The organism is Xenorhabdus sp. PB62.4 (assembly GCF_014467285.1).
In the GTDB taxonomy this organism is placed as follows: Bacteria; Pseudomonadota; Gammaproteobacteria; order Enterobacterales; family Enterobacteriaceae; genus Xenorhabdus.
Window position 1 is genome coordinate 64,359 of sequence record NZ_NKHR01000018.1, and the last position, 22,515, is coordinate 86,873.

Below are 22,515 nucleotides of genomic sequence, written 5' to 3' on the forward strand. Positions count from 1 at the left end.
TGCTATGGGTCCAGTAATGTTAGATGTTGTTGGCTATGAATTGGATAATGAAGAACGAGAAATTCTGCAACATCCATTAGTGGGCGGTTTAATTCTGTTTACCCGCAATTTCCACGATACAAAACAATTACGTGAATTAATTCGTCAAATTCGCGAAGCTTCCCGTCATCGTCTGGTGATTGCAGTGGATCAGGAAGGCGGGCGTGTTCAGCGGTTTCATGAAGGTTTCACTCGTTTACCAGCAGCACAGTCATTTGCCTGTATGAATGATTTGCTTATGGGAGCTCATTTGGCAGAAGAGTCTGGTTGGCTGATGGCGTCAGAAATGATCGCAATGGATATCGATATCAGTTTTGCGCCAGTGTTGGATTTGGGGCATAAATGTACGGCAATTGGGGAGCGTTCATTTCATGAAGAGCCTGAACCCGCAATGGTAATGGCAGAAAAATTTATTAAGGGCATGCATTCTGCGGGAATGAGATCAACGGGTAAACATTTTCCGGGACATGGTGCAGTGACGGCAGATTCTCATAAAGAAACACCGAGGGACAATCGTTCAATGGATGCCATTAGTTGTCACGATATGGTGATATTCCGTGATTTTATTCAACGCAATTTGCTGGACGCCATCATGCCTGCTCATGTTATTTACCCTCAAATAGATCATCGCCCTGCTAGTGGTTCACCGTATTGGCTGAAATCTATATTGCGTGAGCAACTGGGTTTTGAAGGTGTCATTTTTTCTGATGATTTATCAATGGAAGGTGCCGCAGTTATGGGTAGTTACTCCGAGCGAGCAACAGCTTCATTAAATGCTGGTTGTGACATGATCTTGGTGTGTAACAATCGGGAAGGGGCTGTCAGTGTACTGGATAACCTTCCGATTATCGACTCAGGCAAAGTCACACGGTTATACCATCAAGGTAAACGATTTAGTCTGGAAGAATTGCAGAAATCTGACCGTTGGCAACAGGCTAATAAAGCCTTACACGGTCTGTGCGAAAAATGGCTAAGATGTGAATCATGATTGAATAATGTAGACTTATTTCAATAAAGTCGGGAATAGGAGTGCCATTGGTGATCTTATTCCTGACTTTTCTTCAATATGCTATTTCTCGTCTTTCTCTTCAATAGTTTGATATTTTGCCCTGAAAATTTCATATTCACACAATCTTAACATTTACAATGTTAATTATTCATAAATCTGCTTTAAGTCTAATTAATTGAAAATTATCATACAAATTTTGTGATTGTTGTCTAATTAATCAAAAGAATTTGATTAAAGCTATTTTTGGTATGACCAACTGACCTGCCATGATATTCTGGAGATATTTGCAGTATGAAATTTGTTTGGCTTGGTGTTATTTAAGGACGTTATCCAAGGTTTTTGCTCAAAAAAGTGGGTTTAGCACCTTACATAACATTATGTTGTATTTTCAGTGGGGTAGTCATGACAACGCCAAAGACAAGAATTGTCATCATTGGTGGGGGCGCTGGTGGTTTAGAGCTGGCAACGCGTTTGGGACATAAATTGGGTCGTAAGCAAAAAGCCGAAATTACTTTGGTGGATCGCAACAACAGCCATTTATGGAAACCGTTATTACATGAAGTAGCAACAGGTTCCCTGGATGATGGTGTTGATGCACTGAGCTATTTAGCGCATGCCAGCAACCATTATTTCAATTTTCAGCTAGGTACGCTCACGGATATTAACCGTGAAGAGAAAAAAATCACTTTGGCTGCAATCCGCGATGAAGGCAGTGATTTGTTGGTACCAGAGCGTGAGTTGGCCTACGACATTCTTGTCATGGCATTGGGCAGTCAGTCGAATGATTTTGGGACGGCTGGAGTGAAGGAAAACTGTATTTTCCTTGATAACCCGCAGCAGGCACATCGTTTCCATAATGAGATGCTGAACTTATTCCTGAAATATTCTGCAAATCAATGTGCGGAAGAAAAAGTGAATATCGCGATTGTTGGTGGCGGCGCAACGGGTGTTGAGCTTTCTGCTGAGCTATATAATGCGGTCAAGCAGCTTCATAATTATGGCTTTGAAAGCCTGAGTTCAGATGCTTTAAATGTGACTCTGGTTGAAGCTGGTGAGCGAATTTTGCCTGCATTGCCAGCGCGTATCTCTGGCGCGGCCCATCAAGAATTGACTAAGCTTGGCGTCAAGGTCTTAACCAAGACAATGGTGACCAGTGCTGATGAACATGGCCTGAATACTAAAGATGGTGAGCAGATCAAAGCTTCCCTGATGGTCTGGGCGGCAGGAATTAAAGCACCAGACTTTATGAAAGACATTGGTGGATTGGAAACAAACCGTATTAACCAATTAGTGGTGAAACCAACTTTGCAAACCACACTGGACGATCGTATTTTCGCTATTGGTGATTGTGCATCATGCCCGAAAAAAGAAGGTGGATTTGTCCCTCCTCGAGCTCAGTCCGCTCACCAAATGGCAAGCCGTTGTTATGATAATATTCTGGCATTACTGAATGAAAAACCATTGAAAGAATATGTTTATAAAGATCATGGTTCATTGGTTTCATTATCGAAGTTCAGTACGGTTGGTAGCCTGATGGGGAACTTAATGCGCGGCTCAGTGATGGTGGAAGGCCGTATTGCCCGTATAGTTTATATCTCCTTGTATCGGATGCACCAAGTCGCTTTGCACGGATATATTAAAACAGGCTTGATGATGTTGGTTGGTGGAATTAACCGTGTTATTCGTCCACGGTTGAAGTTACACTAATTAGTTAGCTGAGAGAATTAGCTGAAAATGGTTCATCTAGACATAATCAACCCAGATGAGCCATTTTCCTGCTTATTATATTTATTGTTATACATATCATAATTATTCTTATCTAAATCTATCGCAGTTATTTATTATAATGAATAAAACTGTATTTAATATAATTACAGACATCCATTTGAGTTAACTCATTATTGTTATATATAAAATATATTAACATAATGAGGTTGTTATTATTTATATATTAAAAAAATAAACTCAGATAACTCAATTTCGTATGTGCTATCTGTGGGTAAATGAAACAATTTATCAGTGTGGCTAATTAATCGTTGTAATAAAGCGAGTTTTAGTTAGGTTACTGTAGTATCATAACTTTGATCTGCCTGTTAGAATTAGATACATTATAAATGGTGTATGTCCTTCATTTTTCGAGTTACCGCTTTACTGGTTGTATTAATACACTTCAGTTTGTAGTCATATAACATATAGATATATAACATCTTATTCTATAAGAATGTTTATTTTGCATTATGTTACAATTTTTTGCTCAGAATAGAAGCGAAGAGTATAAGATTAAATCTCCTTAATGAATGATAATAATTTTATTAGATTAGCTTAAGGAAATAGGATTTTTCTTAAATAACGAATCTAGCGCATTTCTAGCTTACATAAAATATCGGGAAAACTATTAATATATCAAGGTGCTATGTGGTTAAATTAAAGATAAGACAGTATGTAATTGGTTCAATAATTACTATTGCCATTATTGGTACTGCTGCAACGTTTTGTTTTGAATCCCCGCGTCCCAGCGTTGCGCAAGTATTATACTCGAAGCCTATTAGATCAACTGTTGCGGTTAGTCAATTCTATTGCCATATCACGGTATCTCCCATTACTGCTACAGTAAAAGATATTACGGAACGTTTTTTACCGAATTATGAATATCGTATATTAACACTTATTAATACTTTAAAAGTAAAGAGAGAATATCCTGCGTTAAAGCATTCGGAGCTAAAAAATTGCATCACCGTTGATGTTAAGCAACCACGTGTTGTTGGGTACGATGTCGTTTATCGTATCGGAGATAAACTAGGGAAAATCAGGATACCATATATACCAGGGGAAACGATTCCTTTAAATGAGAAAGGCCAATTAATTCTAAAAGTACAATAGAATAATACGTTCGCGATACTCTTTAGCAGAGGGTTATTTAGAAGATTACACTGTTTAGCGGGGAGTTCACATAAAATTAAATTGGTGAACTGTATTAGCAAAACAGTGCAATCATAAAATTAACTCCTCAACTTTTAATTTACAGATTGAGGACTATTGGGGACAACTCTGATGTTGAACAAACGCTTCCAACAATTGCTGAATGAAAGATAAACGAGCCGCTCGCTCCGTTAATTCTGTAATGAATTTCAGTTTAGACGGGCCATCCAGTCGATAGATATGAGGCTGAGTCTGTAATAAACCGATCAAATAATTAGGATCGACTTTATTATCATTGCTAAAATCAATGAAGCCCCCTTTCTCATGTGCTTCAATACGTTTGATGCCCAATTTACGGGCTATCAGGCGAATGGAAGCCGATTGTAACAGTTGGCGTCCCGGGTCAGGCAATAAACCAAATCGATCAATGAGTTCGACTTTCAATTCATCCAATTCGGCATTATCTTGCGCGCTAGCGATGCGTTTGTAGAAAGACAGGCGCATGTTTACGTCCGGGATATAATCATCGGGTAAAAGTACCGGCATGCGTAGCTCTATGTCGGTCTGATTATTGGTGAGATCTTCAAGTGAAGGTTCACGCCCGTTTTTGAGTGCATCAACAGCACTTTCCAACAATTCCATATAGAGGGTGAAACCGACGCTGGCCATCTGCCCACTTTGATCTTCACCTAGTAATTCACCTGCCCCCCTGATTTCCAGATCATGAGTCGCCAACGCAAAACCGGCGCCTAAATCCTCAAGAGATGCGATAGCCTCCAGCCGTTTTTGGGCATCACTGGTCATCGCTTTTGGATGTGGCGTCAGCAAATAAGCATAGGCTTGATGATGAGAGCGTCCGACACGTCCACGTAATTGGTGTAATTGCGCTAATCCAAAATGATCGGCGCGTTCAATGATAATGGTATTGGCACTGGGAATATCGATACCTGTTTCAATAATGGTGGTACACACCAAAACATTAAAGCGTTGGTGATGGAAATCTGTCATAACGCGTTCCAAATCACGTTCACGCATTTGACCATGTCCTACAACAATTCTGGCTTCGGGAACTAGTTCTTCCAATCGTGCTTTTGCTTTTTCAATGTTTTCGACATCGTTATAAAGATAATAAACTTGCCCGCCACGCAATATTTCACGCAGGATGGATTCACGAACAACGAGACTGTCATATTCCCGCACAAAGGTTTTTACTGCCAAACGACGGGCAGGAGGAGTAGCGATAATAGACAAATCGCGCATGCCACTCATTGCCATATTGAGTGTACGAGGAATTGGCGTTGCAGTAAGCGTTAGGACATCAACATCTGCACGAATGGCTTTAATACGTTCCTTATGGCGAACGCCGAAGCGATGTTCTTCATCAACGATTAACAAGCCGAGATCTTTCCAGCGCAGATCACTTTGCAGAAGTTTATGGGTGCCAATAATGATATCCACTTTCCCTTCAGCCGCCATGTCAATGACTTGTTGTTGTTCCTTTGCACTGCGAAAGCGTGACATAACTTCAATGTGCACAGGCCAATTAGCAAAGCGATCACGGAAATTATCATAATGCTGCTGTGCCAATAGGGTTGTTGGTACAAGTACGGCGACTTGCTTGTTATTGGTAATGGACAGAAATGCGGCACGCATCGCCACTTCTGTTTTTCCAAACCCGACATCGCCACATACCAGACGATCCATAGCAATGGGCTGACACATATCACCCAGTACAGCGTTGATGGTCTGTTCCTGATCTGGTGTCGTATCGAATGGGAAACTTTGGCAGAACAGTTGGTATTGTTCATGATCTTGCTCAAAGGCAAAACCCGGCTTAACAGCGCGTTGGGCATAAACATCCAATAGTTCGGCGGCAACATCACGCACTTTTTCGGCCGCTTTTTGGCGGGCCTTGCTCCATGCTTCTCCTCCCAGTTTATGCAGCGGCGCGCTTTCCTCTGCCCCACCAGCATAACGGCTTATAAGATGGAGAGAGGAGACTGGCACATACAGTTTGTCTTCCCCTGCATAAGTAAGGATAAGATACTCAGCTTTGATGCTACCCGCTTCCAGCGTTGTCAGACCTTGATAACGCCCGACACCATGTTCAAGATGTACGACAGGTTGACCGTGCCGTAACTCAGCGAGATTTCGGATTAGCGTATCAGTATTGATAGTACGCCGGTTATCCTGACGGCGACGACTGACTCGTTCCCCAAGCATGTCACTTTCACAAATAAGCGCGAGTTTATTGTCTTCATCAATAAAACCGTGTTCTGATGCTCCAATCATCAAAAAATGGCCGGGTTTATCAGCATCTGTTAGTTGGCTTATTTTGACTGGATTGACTTTGATTCGTGATAACAATTCTTGTACGGATTCCCGGCGTCCTTCACTTTCCACCGAAAACACAATCTTACCGTTAAACTGCTCCATAAAACGGCGTAATTTATCCAAAGGCGCTTTCTGCTGTGGAGACACTGATAGATCAGGCAGAACTTGATAAGCAAGATTGATGTTTCCTGCTTTTTGGGGAAGTGTTTCGTTATCAACTTGAAGGCGGGGCCAGTTTTTTAACGCTGAGAATAGCTTATTGACTGGCAACCAAATCCGCTCAGGGGGGAGTAGCGGACGCATGGGATCAACTTTGCGGCTTTCAAATCGTAGTTTTGTGTCCTGCCAGAAACGCTCGGCAGCGCTGATAAAATCCTGCGTGATGAGCAGCGTATTTTCGGGCAGATAATCAAAGATGGTCGGCAAGGGCTGTTCAAAGAATAGCGGCTGCCAATACTCAATGCCGGCGGGTAACACTTTTTTACTGACTTGCTGATAAATATGTTCAGCATCACGGCGAACTTCAAACTGCTCACGCCATTGACTGCGAAATAGTTCAATCGCATCTTGGTCAGTTGGAAATTCATGGGCTGGCAATAAACTGATTTTTTCCACTTCTGCCAGCGTTCGTTGGGTATCCACATCAAAGGTGCGCAGACTATCGATCTCATCATCAAAAAAATCAATGCGATAAGGATATTCACTCCCCATTGGAAACAGATCGAACAAGGCTCCGCGCGTAGCAAATTCACCATGTTCAAGCACCTGTTCAACGCTGCGATAACCGGCTTGTTCTAATTCTGCCCGCAGCTTATCACGGGAAAGGTGTTGCCCCTTGTGCATGACTAAAGCGTGTCCCTTGAGGTACTCATGGGGGCAGACACGTTGCATCAGCGTATTGACAGGTAGGATTAATGCGCCTTTTGTCATGAATGGCAGGTGATACAGCGTAGATAGACGGTTAGAGATGATTTCCTGATGAGGAGAGAAACTATCATAGGGCAAGGTTTCCCAATCTGACATCATATTTATCGGTGCGTGGGTGAATTGCTGGATTTCATCACGCAATCGAAGGGCATTCTGCATATCCTTTGTTACCAGCAGAATTGGCCCTGAGTGGCGTTCAATGATTGCGGCGCATTCAACAGCGCAGGCGGCACCGGTCAAATGACCTAATTGGCGGATATCACCGCGGCGTTCAGGAAGTTGATAACGATTTTTTGCTGACATAAGTGTTTGATGTGTTCTCTAAGATTCAGTTCATTCCCAACACACTTTTGACCCAGTAGCCTTGTAATAAATAAGCTGGCAGGTTGAGAGAAAGTAAAAAAACAGAACCGGGACGTGAATGGCTCCATAAAGTACAGCTACCCTTTATTATCCTCGTACACTTTGCTTTGGCAACAGGAGAGTAGCAGATTTCATGTTTAGATCAGAAATGAGTGATTTGGCACACTTGGAGATTGTTGATAACTAAAATTTATTTTTTTATTGATGAGGCTGAAATACTTGTCAGAAAATTTGGATTGACTGAGGTGTTGTACCATGATGTGGTGTATAACTTTCTGAATTCAGCAATGAGATACGCTGAAATTATTTTGCATAAAAGCCAATATGGAAAGATAAAGTTTCTATATTTAATAGTCAGTATTCCATCCTGCATCTAAAATTTCCATCGTAACGACCCACTGGATTCGTCAGTACAAAAATATAAAAAATAGAGAGAGTATTATATGGTGATACTTTTGTAGCTATTGATGTGAACATGAATAAATGGAATGCAAAGATATTTTAGAAACTATTTTGTATATTATAATATAAGTAACTATTTTATTTTGATGGTATATTTAATGCTAGATGATAAAGTGTTTTCTATTTTATTATTAAGATTGAATATCAGATATCTGATTAATTTTATATGTTTTATTATAGGAGGATACATGTATATTAATCATTTAATGATGGGGGTTAATATATAAATGTGTAATTTAACTTTCATGGAATTTAAAGGGTGGGAAATAAAATGATTGAAATTCTTGATGTCTGGGGTGAGGGAAGAATTGTTGATGGTAACTGTTCATCTGTTTTTTGTCCAGGTACTATCATTACAGGTTTTCCAAATTCAGTAAATATAAATAAATATGATCAAAAAATTTCTAATGGTCCTAATAGAGGAATGGATATTCCTAATCTTTCACCTGTTGATGATTATATAAATCCAAAATTTGCTATAGAAAGTGGTTCATGTAAATATATTACATTAATGGGATCACCGTTAAGTCGCGGTACAGCTGAAGAGATTTTGCGGGTTTTCAGTGAAGAGCAGGGATTTGGGAATATCTTTTTCTATGATTTATATTATGTATCTTTACAAATGTTTATAGGTATGGCTAGAGATAATTTTGTAATACATGATGGTCGGTATAAACCGGCTGAATTAAAACATCCTTTCAATGAGATTACAGCAAGCGCTGTTGATGTTTTCTTGCGTGAGTATACTTGTTAAAATCCAGGAGGATTTATGGCTAAAGTTACTGATATTGTTTCCATTGCTAATAATACACCTTATACGATGTCTTTAATAAATGGTGAAAATAGTGATCAAATATTTTCAATTGGAGCAGAAAGAGTCTGGAATGGACATTTATGGGTACCTTGGATTGGAAAGACTTCTGAAAACTACAAAGCTATAAAATTAATTTTAGGGCCAAAGAGTGATAATTACATTTATGTTTTTCAGGATTACTATAATCCTTCTGGTGAGAATGCCGTTAAATATTTTGAGGGATTATCTATGAACTACGATGGTGACACCAAAGAAGTTGAAGGTGATAATAGAGGTGGTGGAAGAAAAGTTCTGGTGGTGAATCTAACTGGTAGAAATTATATTTTGAAAATGTTCAGTGGAAATCTATGATAGTTACAACATAAATTCGTATAATGTTTTTCATTAAAATAACTTATATCCTAAGGGAACGAAAAATACGTTAGTCTAGATTCACTTTAATAAAGTGATAGTTCCCTTTATTAATATAAATTATTATTTATGGTGTTTTTCTGTGTCTATATTATTTTTATGTTTTTCTAAAATTAAATTTTTTAATTTTTATTAATTCTATTCTTGATGAATTAAGTCATTAGGTTGTAGGGTTGTTTGTTTTATAACCTACACTATGCTTCGCTATTGTCACTCATTTTCTTCGTAAGTGCTTTAAATGTTCGCTTAAATTCCCTTGACGTAAGCTCATTGAGGTTATGATTGTGTATGAAATTTGTTTTGTTACTTTACTTGCTAAATTATCAATAAATAACTAAAACAGTAAGCTTCGGTAGAAGGCAGTGATTTAGCAATTTTTTATCTTTGATTTGAAAAGGGAGTAAGTAAATTTTGATAAAACGATGATAGTATGTAGTCAATGAAGTCAACCTAATAGTTTTTAATTTATACAGAATGTACGTTCATAAATAGAGATAGAATATGGAATTTTTCACTAATCTATTGTTTCTAAATAAACTTCTTTGATACGGCGGATTTCATGTTTCAATCTGTCTCATTATTTATAGGATTGCGCTATATGCGCGGGCGAGCGGTCGATAAATTTGGCCGTTTTGTTTCATGGTTATCAGCTATTGGCATTACGCTGGGGGTGGCTGCACTGATTACCGTATTGTCAGTAATGAACGGTTTTGAGCGCTCACTGGAGAGCAGCATTTTAGGTTTTATGCCTCAGGCTATCATTACGTCGGAAAAAGGCTCTATTAATCCGGTTGATCATCCGAGTGATCAACTGAAAGGATTAAAAGGTGTTAACAACATTACACCTATTGTGCAAGGGGATGTAGTGTTACAAAGCCCCGGTAATGTTGGGGTTGGTGTTATGTTGGGTATCACTCCACATGAATATTCTCCATTGGCGGAACATATTGTCGATGCTGATCGTAGTCAATTACAATCAGGGCGATATTTTGTCATTCTGGGAGAAAGATTGGCTGCAAAATTGAATGTTAAACGTGGTGATAAAATCCGCGTTATTGTACCAAGTGCCAGTCAATTGACGCCGATGGGGAGGATCCCTAGCCAGCGGTTATTTACTGTCGTTGGCACATTCTTTGCCAATAGTGAGGCTGATGAGACAGAAATGCTGGTTAATCAGCAGGATGCAGCACGATTGTTACGTTATCCTATTGGTAATATTACAGGTTGGCGTTTATATCTCAATGAACCTCTGTTGGTTGATGAACTGAGCCAACAAACCCTGCCGGAAGGATTGGTTTGGAAAGATTGGCGTGAACGCAAGGGAGAATTTTTTCAGGCAGTCCGCATGGAAAAAAATATGATGGGTTTATTGTTGAGCCTGATTATTGCTGTTGCTGCTTTTAATATTATTACTTCTCTCTCTTTGCTGGTGATGGAGAAACAGGGGGAAATAGCCATTTTGCAAACGCAAGGGCTGACCCGCCGTCAGGTAATGGCAATCTTCATGATCCAAGGCGCAGGAGCAGGCATCATTGGTGCTTTACTGGGAACGGGATTGGGAGTGCTGCTCTCCAGCCAGTTAAATAATCTTATGCCGGTTGTTGGCTTGCTGGTTGAAGGCATTCAATTACCTGTTGCTATTGATACCACGCAAGTGGCGATGATCGCTATCAGTGCGATGCTGATATCCTTATTATCGACTTTATATCCTTCCTGGCGCGCGGCTGCCACTCAACCTGCTGAGGCTTTACGTTATGAGTAACCAACCTTTATTGCTGTGTCATTACTTGTGCAAAAAATATCAGGAAGGAAAGGTTTCCACAGAAGTATTGAAAAATGTCACTTTCTCCATGCAGCAAGGAGAAATGATGGCTATTGTCGGGAGTTCTGGGTCAGGTAAAAGTACACTTTTACATTTACTTGGTGGTTTGGATTCTCCTACTTCGGGAGAGGTGCTTTTCAAGGGGCAATCACTGAACGATATGTCCTCTTCTGCGCGGGCAGAATTGCGCAACAATGAAATTGGTTTTATTTACCAGTTTCATCATTTATTGCCTGATTTTAATGCACTGGAAAATGTTGCCATGCCGCTATTGATTGGAAGGAAGTCAATTGGCGGTAAGAAACGTCTGGCACAACAAAAAGCACTGGATATGCTGGCGGCTGTTGGGCTGGAACATCGGGCGCAACATCGGCCATCCGAGCTGTCAGGAGGGGAGCGGCAGCGTGTAGCGATTGCCCGGGCGTTGGTAAATGAGCCTTCATTGGTATTGGCGGATGAACCAACCGGTAATCTTGACCAGCGTAATGCAGACAGTGTGTTTCAGCTTTTGCAAGAGTTGAACCAGCAGCAGGGCACGGCATTTCTGGTTGTGACTCATGACTTGAAATTAGCTGACCAACTGACGCGTCAGGTAGAAATGCGTGATGGGTATTTACAGGATGAATTAACCCTAACGGGAGAGATGTAATGGCAAATCTGCCTCTTGCATTACTGACTGCTTTACGGTTCAGCCGGGGCCGCCGCCGTTCAGGTATGGTATCTCTGGTTTCTGTCATTTCGACACTGGGAATTATGCTAGGCGTTGCAGTATTGATTATTGGTCTTAGCGCTATGAATGGTTTTGAGCGAGAGCTGAAAAACCGGGTACTTTCCGTTGTTCCACATGGGCAGATCTATGCAGTAGAGCAGCCTTTTCAAGATTGGCAATCGGCGCTTGAGCGTGTAAGGCAGACGCCGGGTATTGTGGGAGCGTCTCCCTATATTACGTTTACTGGCTTGATGGAACGTGGCGAAAAACTCCATGCTGTGCAGGTGCGGGGTGTGGATCTGGAAACTGAAGCGGAAGTCAGCACCTTACCTCAGTTTGTGCGTAATGAAGCGTGGAAAATGTTCAGGGCAGGCAAGCATCAGGTAATTTTAGGGCAGGGTGTGGCGAATTCACTGAATGTAAAACAAGGTGATTGGCTGACGGTCATGCTCCCCAATACGGATCCAAGCCTGAAACTCTTACAACCTAAACGTATCCGCTTACAAGTTGCCGGCATTTTCCAATTGGGTGGGATGTTAGATCACAGTTTTGCTTTGGTTCCTTTATCTGATGCCCAGCAATATCTGGATTATGGCAATGCCATTACAGGGATTGCTATCAAAGCTGACAATGTTTTTGCTGCGGAGAAGCGGGTTTTAGAAGCAGGCAAAGCGACTGAAAAATATGTTTATATCAGCACATGGTTAAAAGATTATGGCTATATGTACAACGATATCCAGATGATACGCGGCATTATGTATCTGGCTATGGTTCTGGTTATCGGTGTCGCTTGCTTTAACATTGTTTCAACGCTGATTATGGCCGTGAAAGATAAAAGCAGCGATATTGCTATTTTGCGCACTCTGGGCGCTAAAGACAGTCATATCAGGGCCATATTTTTGTGGTATGGATTACTGACAGGCATGATTGGTAGCATCATTGGCGTGGTTGTTGGCGTTTTCACATCATTAAATTTGACGACTATGATTAAAGGACTGGAAAAACTGCTTGGGCATCAATTTTTGTCAGGCGATATCTATTTTATTGATTTTCTGCCGTCAGAATTACATATGATGGATGTTTTTTATGTTTTGCTAACAACATTAGTATTGAGTTTATTGGCTAGTTGGTATCCTGCTCGTCGGGCCAGTAAGCTTGATCCAGCCCGAATTTTGAGCGGTCAATAATAAGCCAAAGTATCAACATGTACTTAATCACGCTATTGTATGATCTTCAATCGGCAAAAAATGGATCAGCAAAACGCTCTTAGGTACATGTTCTGAGTGGAATTAAGAACATCATGCCTTAAGGAAATAGCCATATGCGGGTTCGTTATCGGTACAGTAAATTTTGCCGGGTTAGACGGTTACGGCGTCAAAGGCTGCAAAGACAAATTTTTTACAGGGATACTCAATTGGCAAATAAAATAAGAAAACCCCATGTGGTGGTGCTGACTGGAGCGGGTATTTCCGCTGAGTCAGGCATTCAAACATTTCGCTCTTCCGATGGCCTGTGGGAAGAGCATCGTGTTGAAGATGTTGCTACACCTGAAGGTTTCCAGCGTGATCCGAGTTTAGTACAGGCTTTTTACAATGCACGACGGGAACAGCTCCAACAACCAGAAATTCAACCTAATGCAGCGCATTATGCTTTGGCAGAGCTTGAACAGGTGCTTGGTGACCATTTTCTATTGGTGACACAAAATATTGACAATTTGCATGAACGTGCAGGGAATCATCGTGTGTTACATATGCACGGTGAATTGCTGAAAGTTCGTTGTTGTCAGTCTGGGCAGGTGATTGAATGGACGGCTGAACTAAGCATGGAAGATCGTTGCCATTGTTGCCAATTCCCATCTCTGTTGCGTCCTCATGTCGTGTGGTTCGGGGAAATGCCATTAGGTATGGAGCAAATCTATTCTGCTTTAACTGACGCCGATATCTTTATCGCTATCGGAACATCAGGTCACGTTTACCCGGCTGCCGGTTTTGTACATGAAGCAAAATTATCTGGAGCACATACGGTTGAGCTGAACCTGGAACCCAGTCAGGTTGAGAGTCTGTTCGATGAAAAACACTATGGCTATGCCAGCGAAATTGTTACTCAATATGTTCAGTCTTTAATTCAGCAGGTGAAGGCAGATAAAAGCTGATTTGACGCAATACCTGCTCTATTCATCTTCTCCATAATAAATCCACATGAATTAGGGGGAGAAGATGGATAGACTATTAGAGCGTTTTTTTAAATATATTGCATTTAATACTCAATCAAAACCATCCGCTAAGACCATTCCCAGCAGCGACGGTCAACTGCAACTCGCTAAAGCCTTATATGAGGAGCTGATTCAACTTGGCTTTGTCGATACTACTTTCGATGAGCGGGGATGTGTTATGGCTACATTACCATCAAATGTTGCCTGGCCTGTACCGGTGATTGGCTTTATTGCGCATCTTGATACCTCACCGGACTTTTCTGGAAAGCATGTTAATCCTCAAATTTTGGAAAATTACCGTGGCGGTGATATTGCATTGGGAATAGGCGATGAGGTGTTGTCGCCGGTGATGTTTCCGGTATTGCATAACTTGCTGGGAAAAACATTGATTACAACCGATGGAAAAACCCTGTTAGGTGCGGATGATAAAGCAGGTATTGCTGAAATCATTACTGCTATGGTGCGCTTGCAGCAAGAAAATATTCCACATGGCGATATTCGGATTGCATTCACGCCTGATGAAGAGATTAGTAAAGGTGCGCACTATTTTGATGTAGCAGCTTTTGGTGCTGAATGGGCCTATACCGTTGATGGCGGAGGTGTGGGGGAATTGGAATTTGAGAACTTTAATGCAGCATCAGTGCTTATTAAGATTGCAGGTAACACGGCTCATCCGGGCAGTGCCAAAGGCGTAATGGTCAATGCCTTGTCGCTGGCAATGCGTATTCACCATGAATTGCCTGCCGAAGAGACGCCTGAACATACAGAAGATCGTGAAGGTTTTTATCATTTGCTGAGCATAAAAGGCACGGTAGAGCGAGCTGAGATGCACTATATCATCCGGGATTTCGACAGTACAAATTTTGAAAAACGCAAAAAAACACTAATCGCCATTGCTGGAAAAGTAGGAAAAAGCCTGCCCCCAGATTGCTATATAGAACTGATGATTGATGATGATTATTACAATATGCACAATGAGATAATTAAACATCCGCATGTGATTGCATTGGCTAAACAAGCCATGCTGGATTGTGGTATTGAACCGATCATCCAGCCGATTCGGGGTGGCACGGATGGAGCACAGTTATCTTATCGTGGGTTACCTTGTCCGAATATTTTTACTGGCGGATATAATTATCATAGTAAGCACGAATTCATTTCGCTAGAAGGTATGGAGCAGGCGGTTAGCGTTATCATGCGGATTGCTGAATTGGCTGCAAGTCATGAAAATAGAGTGATATCTGATTAATGCTATGACACCAACAGAGTATTTTCTCTTATAACCGATAACGGTTCAGAAATAGGTATCTCAGGTTAACAATACGAGAAAAGGGGCAAAAAAGAGCCCCTTTGTTCACGGATTAATCATTAAAATACCAATAACCGCTATTGACCAAAGCTGTGAGCAGACTGATAAATCGGACATCATCGATTGCATCACCCAAAAGTTTGGCGTTGACTTTATCATATTGACAAAGTGCGTCGGCGGCGTGGGTGTGAGAAGTATCCATCAACTCTCCATTGACGAAACATTGATCACCGACACGCAGGACGCGCAATCCACTCAACCGATTTAGCTCTTCACCCTGTTTCAGTAATTCATAAATCTCGTCACTTTCATAAGGTGGTTCAGGTGGTGCAAGATCCAATTCATGGCGTGATTGTGAGATAAATTCACCAAACCAATTTTGGAACGTTTCAGGTTGTTCCAACAATTCACGCATCATTGCACGCAGTGAATCCAGTTCATTTGTTTGGATCAACGCTGGATTATCACGGAATTTCAGGTCAGGATCGCTGTAACGATAGCTGCCTAATTCATTTGCCAGAATATAATCAGCAAATCCACTGAATAACTCACGGGCATTAGGGGCACGGAATCCGACCGAATAATTCAGCGAGTCTTCAATAGCATAGCCTTCATGTGGGAAACCCGGTGGAATATAAAGTATATCGCCCGGCAGCATTTCTTCATCAATAATTGCCTCGAAGGGATCAACCTGTAATAAATCAGGATGAGGGCAATGTTGTTTCATAGGTATTTTTTCACCTACGCGCCAGCGCCGGCGACCTTTTCCCTGAATGATAAAAACATCATATTGATCAAGATGAGGGCCGACACCACCACCGGGCACAGAGAAAGAGATCATCAAATCATCCATGCGCCAGTCAGACAGCACACGGAAAGGCTTCATAAGTGCAGAAGAGGGGAGATGCCAATGGTTGACGGCCTGTACAAGCAATGACCAGTCTTTCTCGCCTAAATGGTCGTAGGATTCAAATGGCCCATGGGAAACTTCCCAGCGCCCGTTTTTCTGGCTGACCAAACGGCTATCAATTTCATTTTCCATCGCCAGACCCGCCAGTTCATCGGGAGAAAGGGGATCGATAAACTGATGGAAACCCTGCTTAATCAGCAATGGTCGTTTTTGCCAATGGTTTTGTAAAAACGCCTGCCAGTCCAGATTGAGCTGATAATCCATGGTGACATCCTGAAGTGAGAAGTGAATTTCGCGCTATTATAACGAATAGTTAACGGCGATATCAGATTTGGTTGAAATATTTCGCGATTGTTATGGCAATCACTTAACTATCAGTCAGCTAGGTATCAGCCACCTAGCTATCAGCGACATTGACTTGTTGCACCCGAAATATCACGCTTACTCTGGCCCCACCAAGTGGGCTATCTTCAATACTGATAGTGCCTGCATATTGCTCGACAATTTCAGAAGCTATCGACAGACCTAATCCTTGTCCTACTCGCAATGTATCAGCTCGTAAACCACGCTGAAAAATCATTTCACGTTTGTCTGGTGGTACTCCAGGGCCATCGTCATCAACTATTATGGTGACAGAGTTTTCTCCCATGGTGGCGGTGACTCTGACAAACTCCAGACAATATTTACAGGCGTTATCCAGAATACTTCCCATGACTTCTAGAAAATCATTCTTTTCACCTAGCCATGTCACTTCAGGGGAGACATCCAGCGTAATACTGATGCCTTTATGTTGATAGACTTTTGTCAGCGCACTGATAAGGCTATCCAGCAAGGTTGGGACAGAAGAAACTTGTCTGAGGAGCAGGGGATGATCACTGTGCATATTGGCTCGATGCAGATAGTAGCCGATTTGTTGGGATATCCGATCAATTTGCTCAAGCATGATAGGTTCAGCTTGTTCAATGGTCATTTTTTGCGGGGGACGTAGAGAGCGCAGGGTCGATTGTAGCACTGCTAAAGGTGTTTTCAGGCTATGCGTTAAATCAGAAAGCGTTGTGTGGTATTTAGCATAGCGTTTACGCTCATTGTTTAATAAAGAATTTAAGTTCCTGACCAGTTTTTTTAATTCTGTGGGGGGATTTTCATCAAGTTTTTCTCGTTCTCCGTTTTCTAAGGAGCTTATTTGAGTAATCAGCGACTTAATGGGACGAAGGCTCCAATCAGCAGCAAGCCAAATGAGTGGAATAACCAGAAGTAGGTTGGCTATTAACACATATCCAAACCATTCCCAGACCTTCGCTGATTCTTGTACATCCTGTGGCATGATATCAATAATGACGATAGTCAGTGCAGGCAGCCTATCAGTTGCGGGATAAATATTGACCGCTACTGAATACGTTAACAACACACTATTATCGTCAACTGACTTGTTTGTATCACCTTGATTTGATGTTTGATTATAAAGAAAATCCCCTTTTTCTTTGAGATTTGTCTCTAGTTCATGTAAGCCATCTTTTTTCAGCCAATTAGGATCGAGCATTTTTTCCAGTTCAGGCACATTATTCTGACGCCAGAGTATATTTCCTCTATTATCATAAATCAGAACTGATAAGCGAGGGTTCATGGAAAAATGCTTCGGAATAAGAATGTCCAGCTTGTTGTTATTCCATTGAGCAAGCGTAAAAAATAAATTACTTTGGCTCCGGAGTATAGAGTAGGTTGTTTTATCAAAACTCACTAAATACCCGACAATAGCGACAATCCCATATGATAGCGTTAAGGCTAAAATAATCGCTGCTGTTGCTATAAGGAACCGGGTTCTTAAAGAAAGATGTTTTTCAGAGAAATTACGCATCATGTGATTTCACGTCAAAACGATATCCTTGACCACGGACTGTGACTATCACCTCCCTGGACCATTCACTCAATATTTTTTTCCTCAATCGCCCCATTAATACATCAATTGTATGACTTTCACGTAATTCTGCATCAGGATATAACTGACGCATTAACGATTCTTTACTGACAACCTTGCCATTATTACGCATCAAGGTTTCAATAATAGTGTATTCAAAGGCGGTCAATTTGATATTGGTACTATTGATAGAAAACTCTTTTCGTGAAAGATCAATTAAAAAAGGTGAAATTTCAACTAATTGTGATGCCAATCCATTATTACGTCGCATTAATGCTTGTATCCGGGCATTAATTTCTTCCAGATGGAAAGGCTTAGTCACATAATCATCTGCTCCTGCGTTTAACACAGTCGCTTTTTCTTGCCAGCTATCACGAGCAGTAAGAACAAGGATAGGTAAGTTAATCTGCTCATTACGCCAACGGCGTAACATACTCAGCCCGTCCTCGCCAGGTAAACCCAGATCAACGATAGCAATATCAGGATGACTTTCTTTAAGATAATAATCGGCTTCTTTAGCATTCTCCGCGGCATCGACTTGATGCCCAATATCCCGCAGTTGTACGGTTAAGTGATGACGAAGTAATGCGTTATCTTCAACAATCAATATCCGCATAATGATTCCTTATGCTAATCAATAACGTTTACTAAATAAATTTAAAATAGCTAAGTAGTCAAATTCGTCAATAAATATTAAATAAAATTATGGGTAAATTTTTTATGAGTAACCTTAAGTATAGTAACTATTTAGCTTTTGTTGGTATGTTAATGAGTGAACCATTTAAAAACAAATGTTTAGATGGAAATAACAAATAAATTTACAATCTATTTATATTTTATATAAGGTTAGGCTGTTTTTGGAGAGTTTGCTCTTTATATTTTAACTAGTTGTTCTGCTGATTTTATTCACTTCTTCAAATCCTGTGGTTATCTGCCATTAGCCATGGTTCCCAATAGAGAGTCATTTTTGTTTCAGTTCTGTTTCAATACTGAAAGCATAAGATTTTCAGGTGATTTTTGGTAGGAAGTTCAGCTAATTAAGAAAATCAGTTAAGTGTCGTTGAAGTACAACTTAGATGGGGCGTATTGAGTATGGGCGGGATAGACTCCGCCCATTTGCATGAAGAAAGTTTATTTCAACTTATCAACCAGCGAAGTGGCATAACCAATGTAGTTTGCTGGTGTCATGGATTTGAGGCGTTCTTTTTCCGCTTCAGGAAGTTCCAGGCCATCGATGAACGTTTTCATTCCTTCTGCATCAACACGTTTGCCGCGTGTCAATTCCTTCAATTTTTCATAGGGTTTTTCAATACCATAACGGCGCATAACAGTTTGAATAGGCTCCGCCAGTACTTCCCAGTTGTGATCCAGCTCATCCAGTAAGTGCTGTTCATTAATCTCTAACTTACTCAATCCTTTCATGGTGGATTGATAAGCAATCAGAGCATACCCCAGACCTACGCCAAGATTGCGCAGTACGGTTGAATCCGTTAGGTCACGTTGCCAACGGGAAACAGGAAGTTTGCTGGCAAGGTGCCCCAGAACGGCGTTTGCCAATCCCAGATTTCCTTCTGAGTTTTCGAAATCAATCGGGTTGACTTTATGTGGCATGGTGGAAGAACCGATTTCCCCAGCAATGGTTTTTTGTTTGAAGTGATTCAGGGCGATATAACCCCAGATATCGCGATCAAAATCGAGCAGAATGGTATTGAAACGCGCTACACAGTCAAACAGTTCTGCAATGTAGTCATGAGGTTCTATCTGGGTGGTATACGGATTCCATTGGATACCCAGAGAAGTCACAAATGATTCGCTGAATTGATGCCAGTCAATATGTGGATAGGCTGACAGGTGCGCATTATAGTTACCGACTGCCCCGTTGATTTTACCCAGAATGTCTACTTGACTGAGCTGACGGAATTGGCGTTCCATACGATAAGCTACATTAGCCAGCTCTTTACCGACGGTAGAAGGAGTCGCTGGTTGTCCGTGAGTACGTGACAGCAGAGGAAGATCGCGATAATCGTGCGCCATACGCGTGATAGTGTCAATCAACTGACGCCATTGAGGCAATAAAACTTCTTCACGGGCAGTTTTAAGCATCAACGCATGTGACAGGTTATTGATATCTTCTGACGTACAGGCAAAATGAATAAATTCCGCAACTTGATGCAAGGCCGGAATATGTGCGACTTTTTCTTTCAGAAAATATTCAACAGCCTTAACGTCATGGTTGGTTGTGCGTTCAATTTCTTTGATACGCAACGCATCTTGTTCATTGAAATTTGCAATAATTTCATCAAGGTAAGCGTTTGCGTTTGAGTCAAAAGCAGGAACTTCTTTGATTTCTGCTGTAGCGGCCAGTTTTTGCAGCCAACGTACTTCGACCTGCACACGAAATTTCAGTAAGCCGAACTCACTAAAAATGGCGCGTAGCGCGCTGACTTTATCGCCGTAACGGCCATCAATTGGAGAAACAGCGGTCAGTGAGGATAATTCCATTGGTAGCAACTCCCGGATTTTATTTAACAATTTGTGTCTAATAATTTTGTTTAACAACGAGCAAGAATATCTTTTGCCTGTTTGATCAGGTGCTGACGGGAAAACATGATTTGCAGGCGGGTGCCGCCAATCTGTTTCCATAAAACGGCACTGCGAATGCCCGCCAGTAAAACTGATCTGACTTTTGCCTGAATGAGTGTATTACGTAATACATCAGGCGACCCTGTCACTTGGATACGAGGCCCCAGTGGACTGATAACGTCGACATAAATCCCAGCAAGTGCGTTGAGCATCCCTTCTGACATAGGCTCAAAATAGGCTTGCTGACGTTCTAACTGATTGATGCGATTTGCTAATTCATTAGCAGCAGATTGATTTTTATTCAAATGACGTTCCAGAGCCATTAAACCCAGCATATAGCGGGTAAGGTCGGCAGAAACACCGCTATGTGAGCCATTGAACATGCCCAGCATAGCATCAAGGCCAATGCGAAGGTTGCAGGCATTGTTGCCAAAAACATCCAATGTGGATGCCGGGTTCATATTCAAAATACTGTTGAGCATCATTTCAAAAGCATCATTATCGCACTGGCCTTCATGAGCAAGCTTTTGTACCAGACGACCTGACTGGCAGATACCTGCCAGCGCCAGTGTAATGTCGTAATAATTTTTAGCCACAATTACTCCTGTATACGTTGTTCGATCACGCCACCACCGAGACAGATCTCATCTTGATAAAATACGGCTGATTGGCCGGGAGTGACAGCGGCAATAGGGCTATCAAAACGAATTTCAATTTTATCTTCGCCTAGGGGAATGATAGTGCAGGGAATATCGTGCTGACGGTAGCGCGTTTTCACTACACAACGAATTTCTGTCTTCAATGGTTGGCGATCAACCCAATGAAGTTGCTGTGCAATCAAACCGACAGACATCAGGCGAGGATGTTCATGGCCTTGAGCAACAATCAGCGTATTGTTTTGGACATCTTTATCAACAACATACCATGGTTCTTCACTACCATCCTTCGTTCCGCCGATCCCCAATCCTTTGCGTTGGCCCAGTGTATGGTACATCAAGCCAGAATGCTGGCCGATAGTTTGCCCGTCGACTGTCATAATTGGGCCCGGTTGGGCAGGCAAATAGCGTCCCAGAAAATCACGGAATTTGCGTTCACCAATAAAGCAGATACCAGTTGAATCTTTTTTCTTTGCTGTGATCAGACCGAGCTCTTCGGCAATGCGGCGTACTTCAGGTTTTTCGAGTTCTCCGACGGGGAATAGACTCTTGGCAACCTGCTGGTGACTTAAGGTATATAAGAAATAGCTTTGATCTTTATTGCCATCCAGACCGCGAAGCAATTGGCTAATGCCATCTACATCCCGGCGCCGGACATAGTGCCCGGTTGCAATGTAGTCAGCACCCAAATCCTCAGCGGCAAATTCTAGAAACGCTTTGAATTTGATCTCTTTATTGCAAAGAATGTCCGGATTTGGGGTTCTGCCAGCTTTATATTCAGCAAGAAAATGTTCGAATACATTGTCCCAATATTCGGCTGCAAAATTGATGGTATGCAGTTCAATGCCCAGTTTGTCACAAACGGCTTGCGCATCGGCAAGATCGGCGGCAGCCGAGCAATACTCTTCACCATCGTCTTCTTCCCAGTTTTTCATGAACAGGCCAGCTACCTGGTAGCCCTGCTGTTGCAGAAGGTAGGCGGAAACTGATGAATCAACACCGCCGGACATTCCGACAATGACTTTTTTCTGGCTGTTATCTGACATGGATATATCTCACTGCGGAAAAAAACAAACACGATACTTTAGCACGTTGGTAGCTGTGGTGCATCAAACGTCTCA

The 22,515-nt window shown here is 41.6% G+C and carries 17 protein-coding genes; 10 read left to right on the top strand and 7 right to left on the bottom strand.

The window, feature by feature from the left end; all coding sequences use genetic code 11:
• Positions 1–4 precede the first annotated feature (4 nt).
• The 3 genes from nagZ (at position 5) to umoD (ending at position 3,928) form a co-directional block, all read left to right on the top strand.
• Positions 5–1,027 carry a beta-N-acetylhexosaminidase gene (nagZ, locus tag Xenpb_RS14515; protein WP_187654973.1) on the top strand — a complete coding sequence of 341 codons (1,023 nt, stop codon included), beginning with the start codon at positions 5–7 and terminating at the stop codon, positions 1,025–1,027.
• Between the two features lie 423 nt (positions 1,028–1,450).
• Positions 1,451–2,755, top strand: a complete 1,305-nt coding sequence (locus Xenpb_RS14520; RefSeq protein WP_099113231.1) for an NAD(P)/FAD-dependent oxidoreductase — start codon at positions 1,451–1,453, stop codon at positions 2,753–2,755.
• Between the two features lie 708 nt (positions 2,756–3,463).
• Entirely contained in the window at positions 3,464–3,928 is a 465-nt protein-coding gene (gene umoD / locus Xenpb_RS14525) for a UmoD family flagellar biogenesis regulator (RefSeq protein ID WP_187654974.1), read from the top strand.
• A gap of 153 nt (positions 3,929–4,081) precedes the next feature.
• Here umoD and mfd read toward each other — a convergent pair whose 3' ends face one another.
• The gene (gene mfd / locus Xenpb_RS14530; RefSeq protein WP_187654975.1) at positions 4,082–7,531 is read right to left on the bottom strand and encodes a transcription-repair coupling factor; all 3,450 of its coding nucleotides are present in this window, start codon (positions 7,529–7,531) and stop codon (positions 4,082–4,084) included.
• 793 nt (positions 7,532–8,324) lie between these two features.
• Between mfd and Xenpb_RS14535 the strand changes: the two genes are divergently transcribed.
• The 7 genes from Xenpb_RS14535 (at position 8,325) to pepT (ending at position 15,270) form a co-directional block, all read left to right on the top strand.
• Positions 8,325–8,807: a hypothetical protein gene (locus Xenpb_RS14535; RefSeq protein WP_187654976.1), complete on the top strand. Its 483-nt coding sequence runs from the start codon at positions 8,325–8,327 to the stop codon at positions 8,805–8,807.
• Between the two features lie 15 nt (positions 8,808–8,822).
• Positions 8,823–9,218 carry a hypothetical protein gene (locus tag Xenpb_RS14540; RefSeq protein WP_187654977.1) on the top strand — a complete coding sequence of 132 codons (396 nt, stop codon included), beginning with the start codon at positions 8,823–8,825 and terminating at the stop codon, positions 9,216–9,218.
• 619 nt (positions 9,219–9,837) lie between these two features.
• A complete protein-coding gene (gene lolC / locus Xenpb_RS14545; protein ID WP_187654978.1) occupies positions 9,838–11,040 on the top strand; it encodes a lipoprotein-releasing ABC transporter permease subunit LolC in 1,203 nt (400 codons plus the stop codon).
• Positions 11,033–11,749 (top strand): lipoprotein-releasing ABC transporter ATP-binding protein LolD, encoded by a 717-nt coding sequence (gene lolD / locus Xenpb_RS14550; protein WP_187654979.1) that lies wholly within the window; start codon positions 11,033–11,035, stop codon positions 11,747–11,749. The genes lolC and lolD overlap by 8 nt, the downstream gene beginning before the upstream one ends.
• Entirely contained in the window at positions 11,749–12,996 is a 1,248-nt protein-coding gene (lolE, locus tag Xenpb_RS14555; RefSeq protein ID WP_187654980.1) for a lipoprotein-releasing ABC transporter permease subunit LolE, read from the top strand. The genes lolD and lolE overlap by 1 nt, the downstream gene beginning before the upstream one ends.
• 134 nt (positions 12,997–13,130) lie before the next feature.
• Entirely contained in the window at positions 13,131–13,961 is an 831-nt protein-coding gene (cobB, locus tag Xenpb_RS14560) for a Sir2 family NAD+-dependent deacetylase (RefSeq protein WP_187654981.1), read from the top strand.
• 64 nt (positions 13,962–14,025) lie between these two features.
• The gene (pepT, locus tag Xenpb_RS14565) at positions 14,026–15,270 is read left to right on the top strand and encodes a peptidase T (RefSeq protein ID WP_187654982.1); all 1,245 of its coding nucleotides are present in this window, start codon (positions 14,026–14,028) and stop codon (positions 15,268–15,270) included.
• A gap of 112 nt (positions 15,271–15,382) precedes the next feature.
• On the opposite strand, the gene Xenpb_RS14570 is transcribed toward pepT, so the two are convergent.
• The 6 genes from Xenpb_RS14570 to mnmA all read right to left on the bottom strand — a co-directional run bounded on the left by Xenpb_RS14570 (position 15,383) and on the right by mnmA (position 22,440).
• Positions 15,383–16,504, bottom strand: a complete 1,122-nt coding sequence (locus Xenpb_RS14570) for a cupin domain-containing protein (protein ID WP_187654983.1) — start codon at positions 16,502–16,504, stop codon at positions 15,383–15,385.
• A gap of 133 nt (positions 16,505–16,637) precedes the next feature.
• Positions 16,638–18,095: a two-component system sensor histidine kinase PhoQ gene (phoQ, locus tag Xenpb_RS14575; protein WP_222942997.1), complete on the bottom strand. Its 1,458-nt coding sequence runs from the start codon at positions 18,093–18,095 to the stop codon at positions 16,638–16,640.
• A complete protein-coding gene (gene phoP / locus Xenpb_RS14580) occupies positions 18,088–18,771 on the bottom strand; it encodes a two-component system response regulator PhoP (RefSeq protein WP_222942992.1) in 684 nt (227 codons plus the stop codon). The genes phoQ and phoP overlap by 8 nt, the downstream gene beginning before the upstream one ends.
• A gap of 515 nt (positions 18,772–19,286) precedes the next feature.
• Positions 19,287–20,657 (bottom strand): adenylosuccinate lyase, encoded by a 1,371-nt coding sequence (gene purB, locus Xenpb_RS14585; protein ID WP_187654985.1) that lies wholly within the window; start codon positions 20,655–20,657, stop codon positions 19,287–19,289.
• 50 nt (positions 20,658–20,707) lie between these two features.
• Positions 20,708–21,334 (bottom strand): high frequency lysogenization protein HflD, encoded by a 627-nt coding sequence (gene hflD, locus Xenpb_RS14590; RefSeq protein WP_187654986.1) that lies wholly within the window; start codon positions 21,332–21,334, stop codon positions 20,708–20,710.
• 2 nt (positions 21,335–21,336) lie between these two features.
• Entirely contained in the window at positions 21,337–22,440 is a 1,104-nt protein-coding gene (gene mnmA / locus Xenpb_RS14595) for a tRNA 2-thiouridine(34) synthase MnmA (RefSeq protein ID WP_187654987.1), read from the bottom strand.
• Between the last annotated feature and the right edge of the window lie 75 nt (positions 22,441–22,515).

Coding starts and splice junctions, on each gene's coding strand:
- lolD (WP_187654979.1), top strand. CDS start 11,033: ATGAGTAACCAACCTTTATTGCTGTGTCATTACTTGTGCAAAAAATAT.
- phoQ (WP_222942997.1), bottom strand. CDS start 18,095: ATGCGTAATTTCTCTGAAAAACATCTTTCTTTAAGAACCCGGTTCCTT.
- lolC (WP_187654978.1), top strand. CDS start 9,838: ATGTTTCAATCTGTCTCATTATTTATAGGATTGCGCTATATGCGCGGG.
- Xenpb_RS14570 (WP_187654983.1), bottom strand. CDS start 16,504: ATGGATTATCAGCTCAATCTGGACTGGCAGGCGTTTTTACAAAACCAT.
- phoP (WP_222942992.1), bottom strand. CDS start 18,771: ATGCGGATATTGATTGTTGAAGATAACGCATTACTTCGTCATCACTTA.
- pepT (WP_187654982.1), top strand. CDS start 14,026: ATGGATAGACTATTAGAGCGTTTTTTTAAATATATTGCATTTAATACT.
- mfd (WP_187654975.1), bottom strand. CDS start 7,531: ATGTCAGCAAAAAATCGTTATCAACTTCCTGAACGCCGCGGTGATATC.
- lolE (WP_187654980.1), top strand. CDS start 11,749: ATGGCAAATCTGCCTCTTGCATTACTGACTGCTTTACGGTTCAGCCGG.
- Xenpb_RS14535 (WP_187654976.1), top strand. CDS start 8,325: ATGATTGAAATTCTTGATGTCTGGGGTGAGGGAAGAATTGTTGATGGT.
- nagZ (WP_187654973.1), top strand. CDS start 5: ATGGGTCCAGTAATGTTAGATGTTGTTGGCTATGAATTGGATAATGAA.
- purB (WP_187654985.1), bottom strand. CDS start 20,657: ATGGAATTATCCTCACTGACCGCTGTTTCTCCAATTGATGGCCGTTAC.
- cobB (WP_187654981.1), top strand. CDS start 13,131: ATGCGGGTTCGTTATCGGTACAGTAAATTTTGCCGGGTTAGACGGTTA.
- mnmA (WP_187654987.1), bottom strand. CDS start 22,440: ATGTCAGATAACAGCCAGAAAAAAGTCATTGTCGGAATGTCCGGCGGT.
- Xenpb_RS14540 (WP_187654977.1), top strand. CDS start 8,823: ATGGCTAAAGTTACTGATATTGTTTCCATTGCTAATAATACACCTTAT.
- Xenpb_RS14520 (WP_099113231.1), top strand. CDS start 1,451: ATGACAACGCCAAAGACAAGAATTGTCATCATTGGTGGGGGCGCTGGT.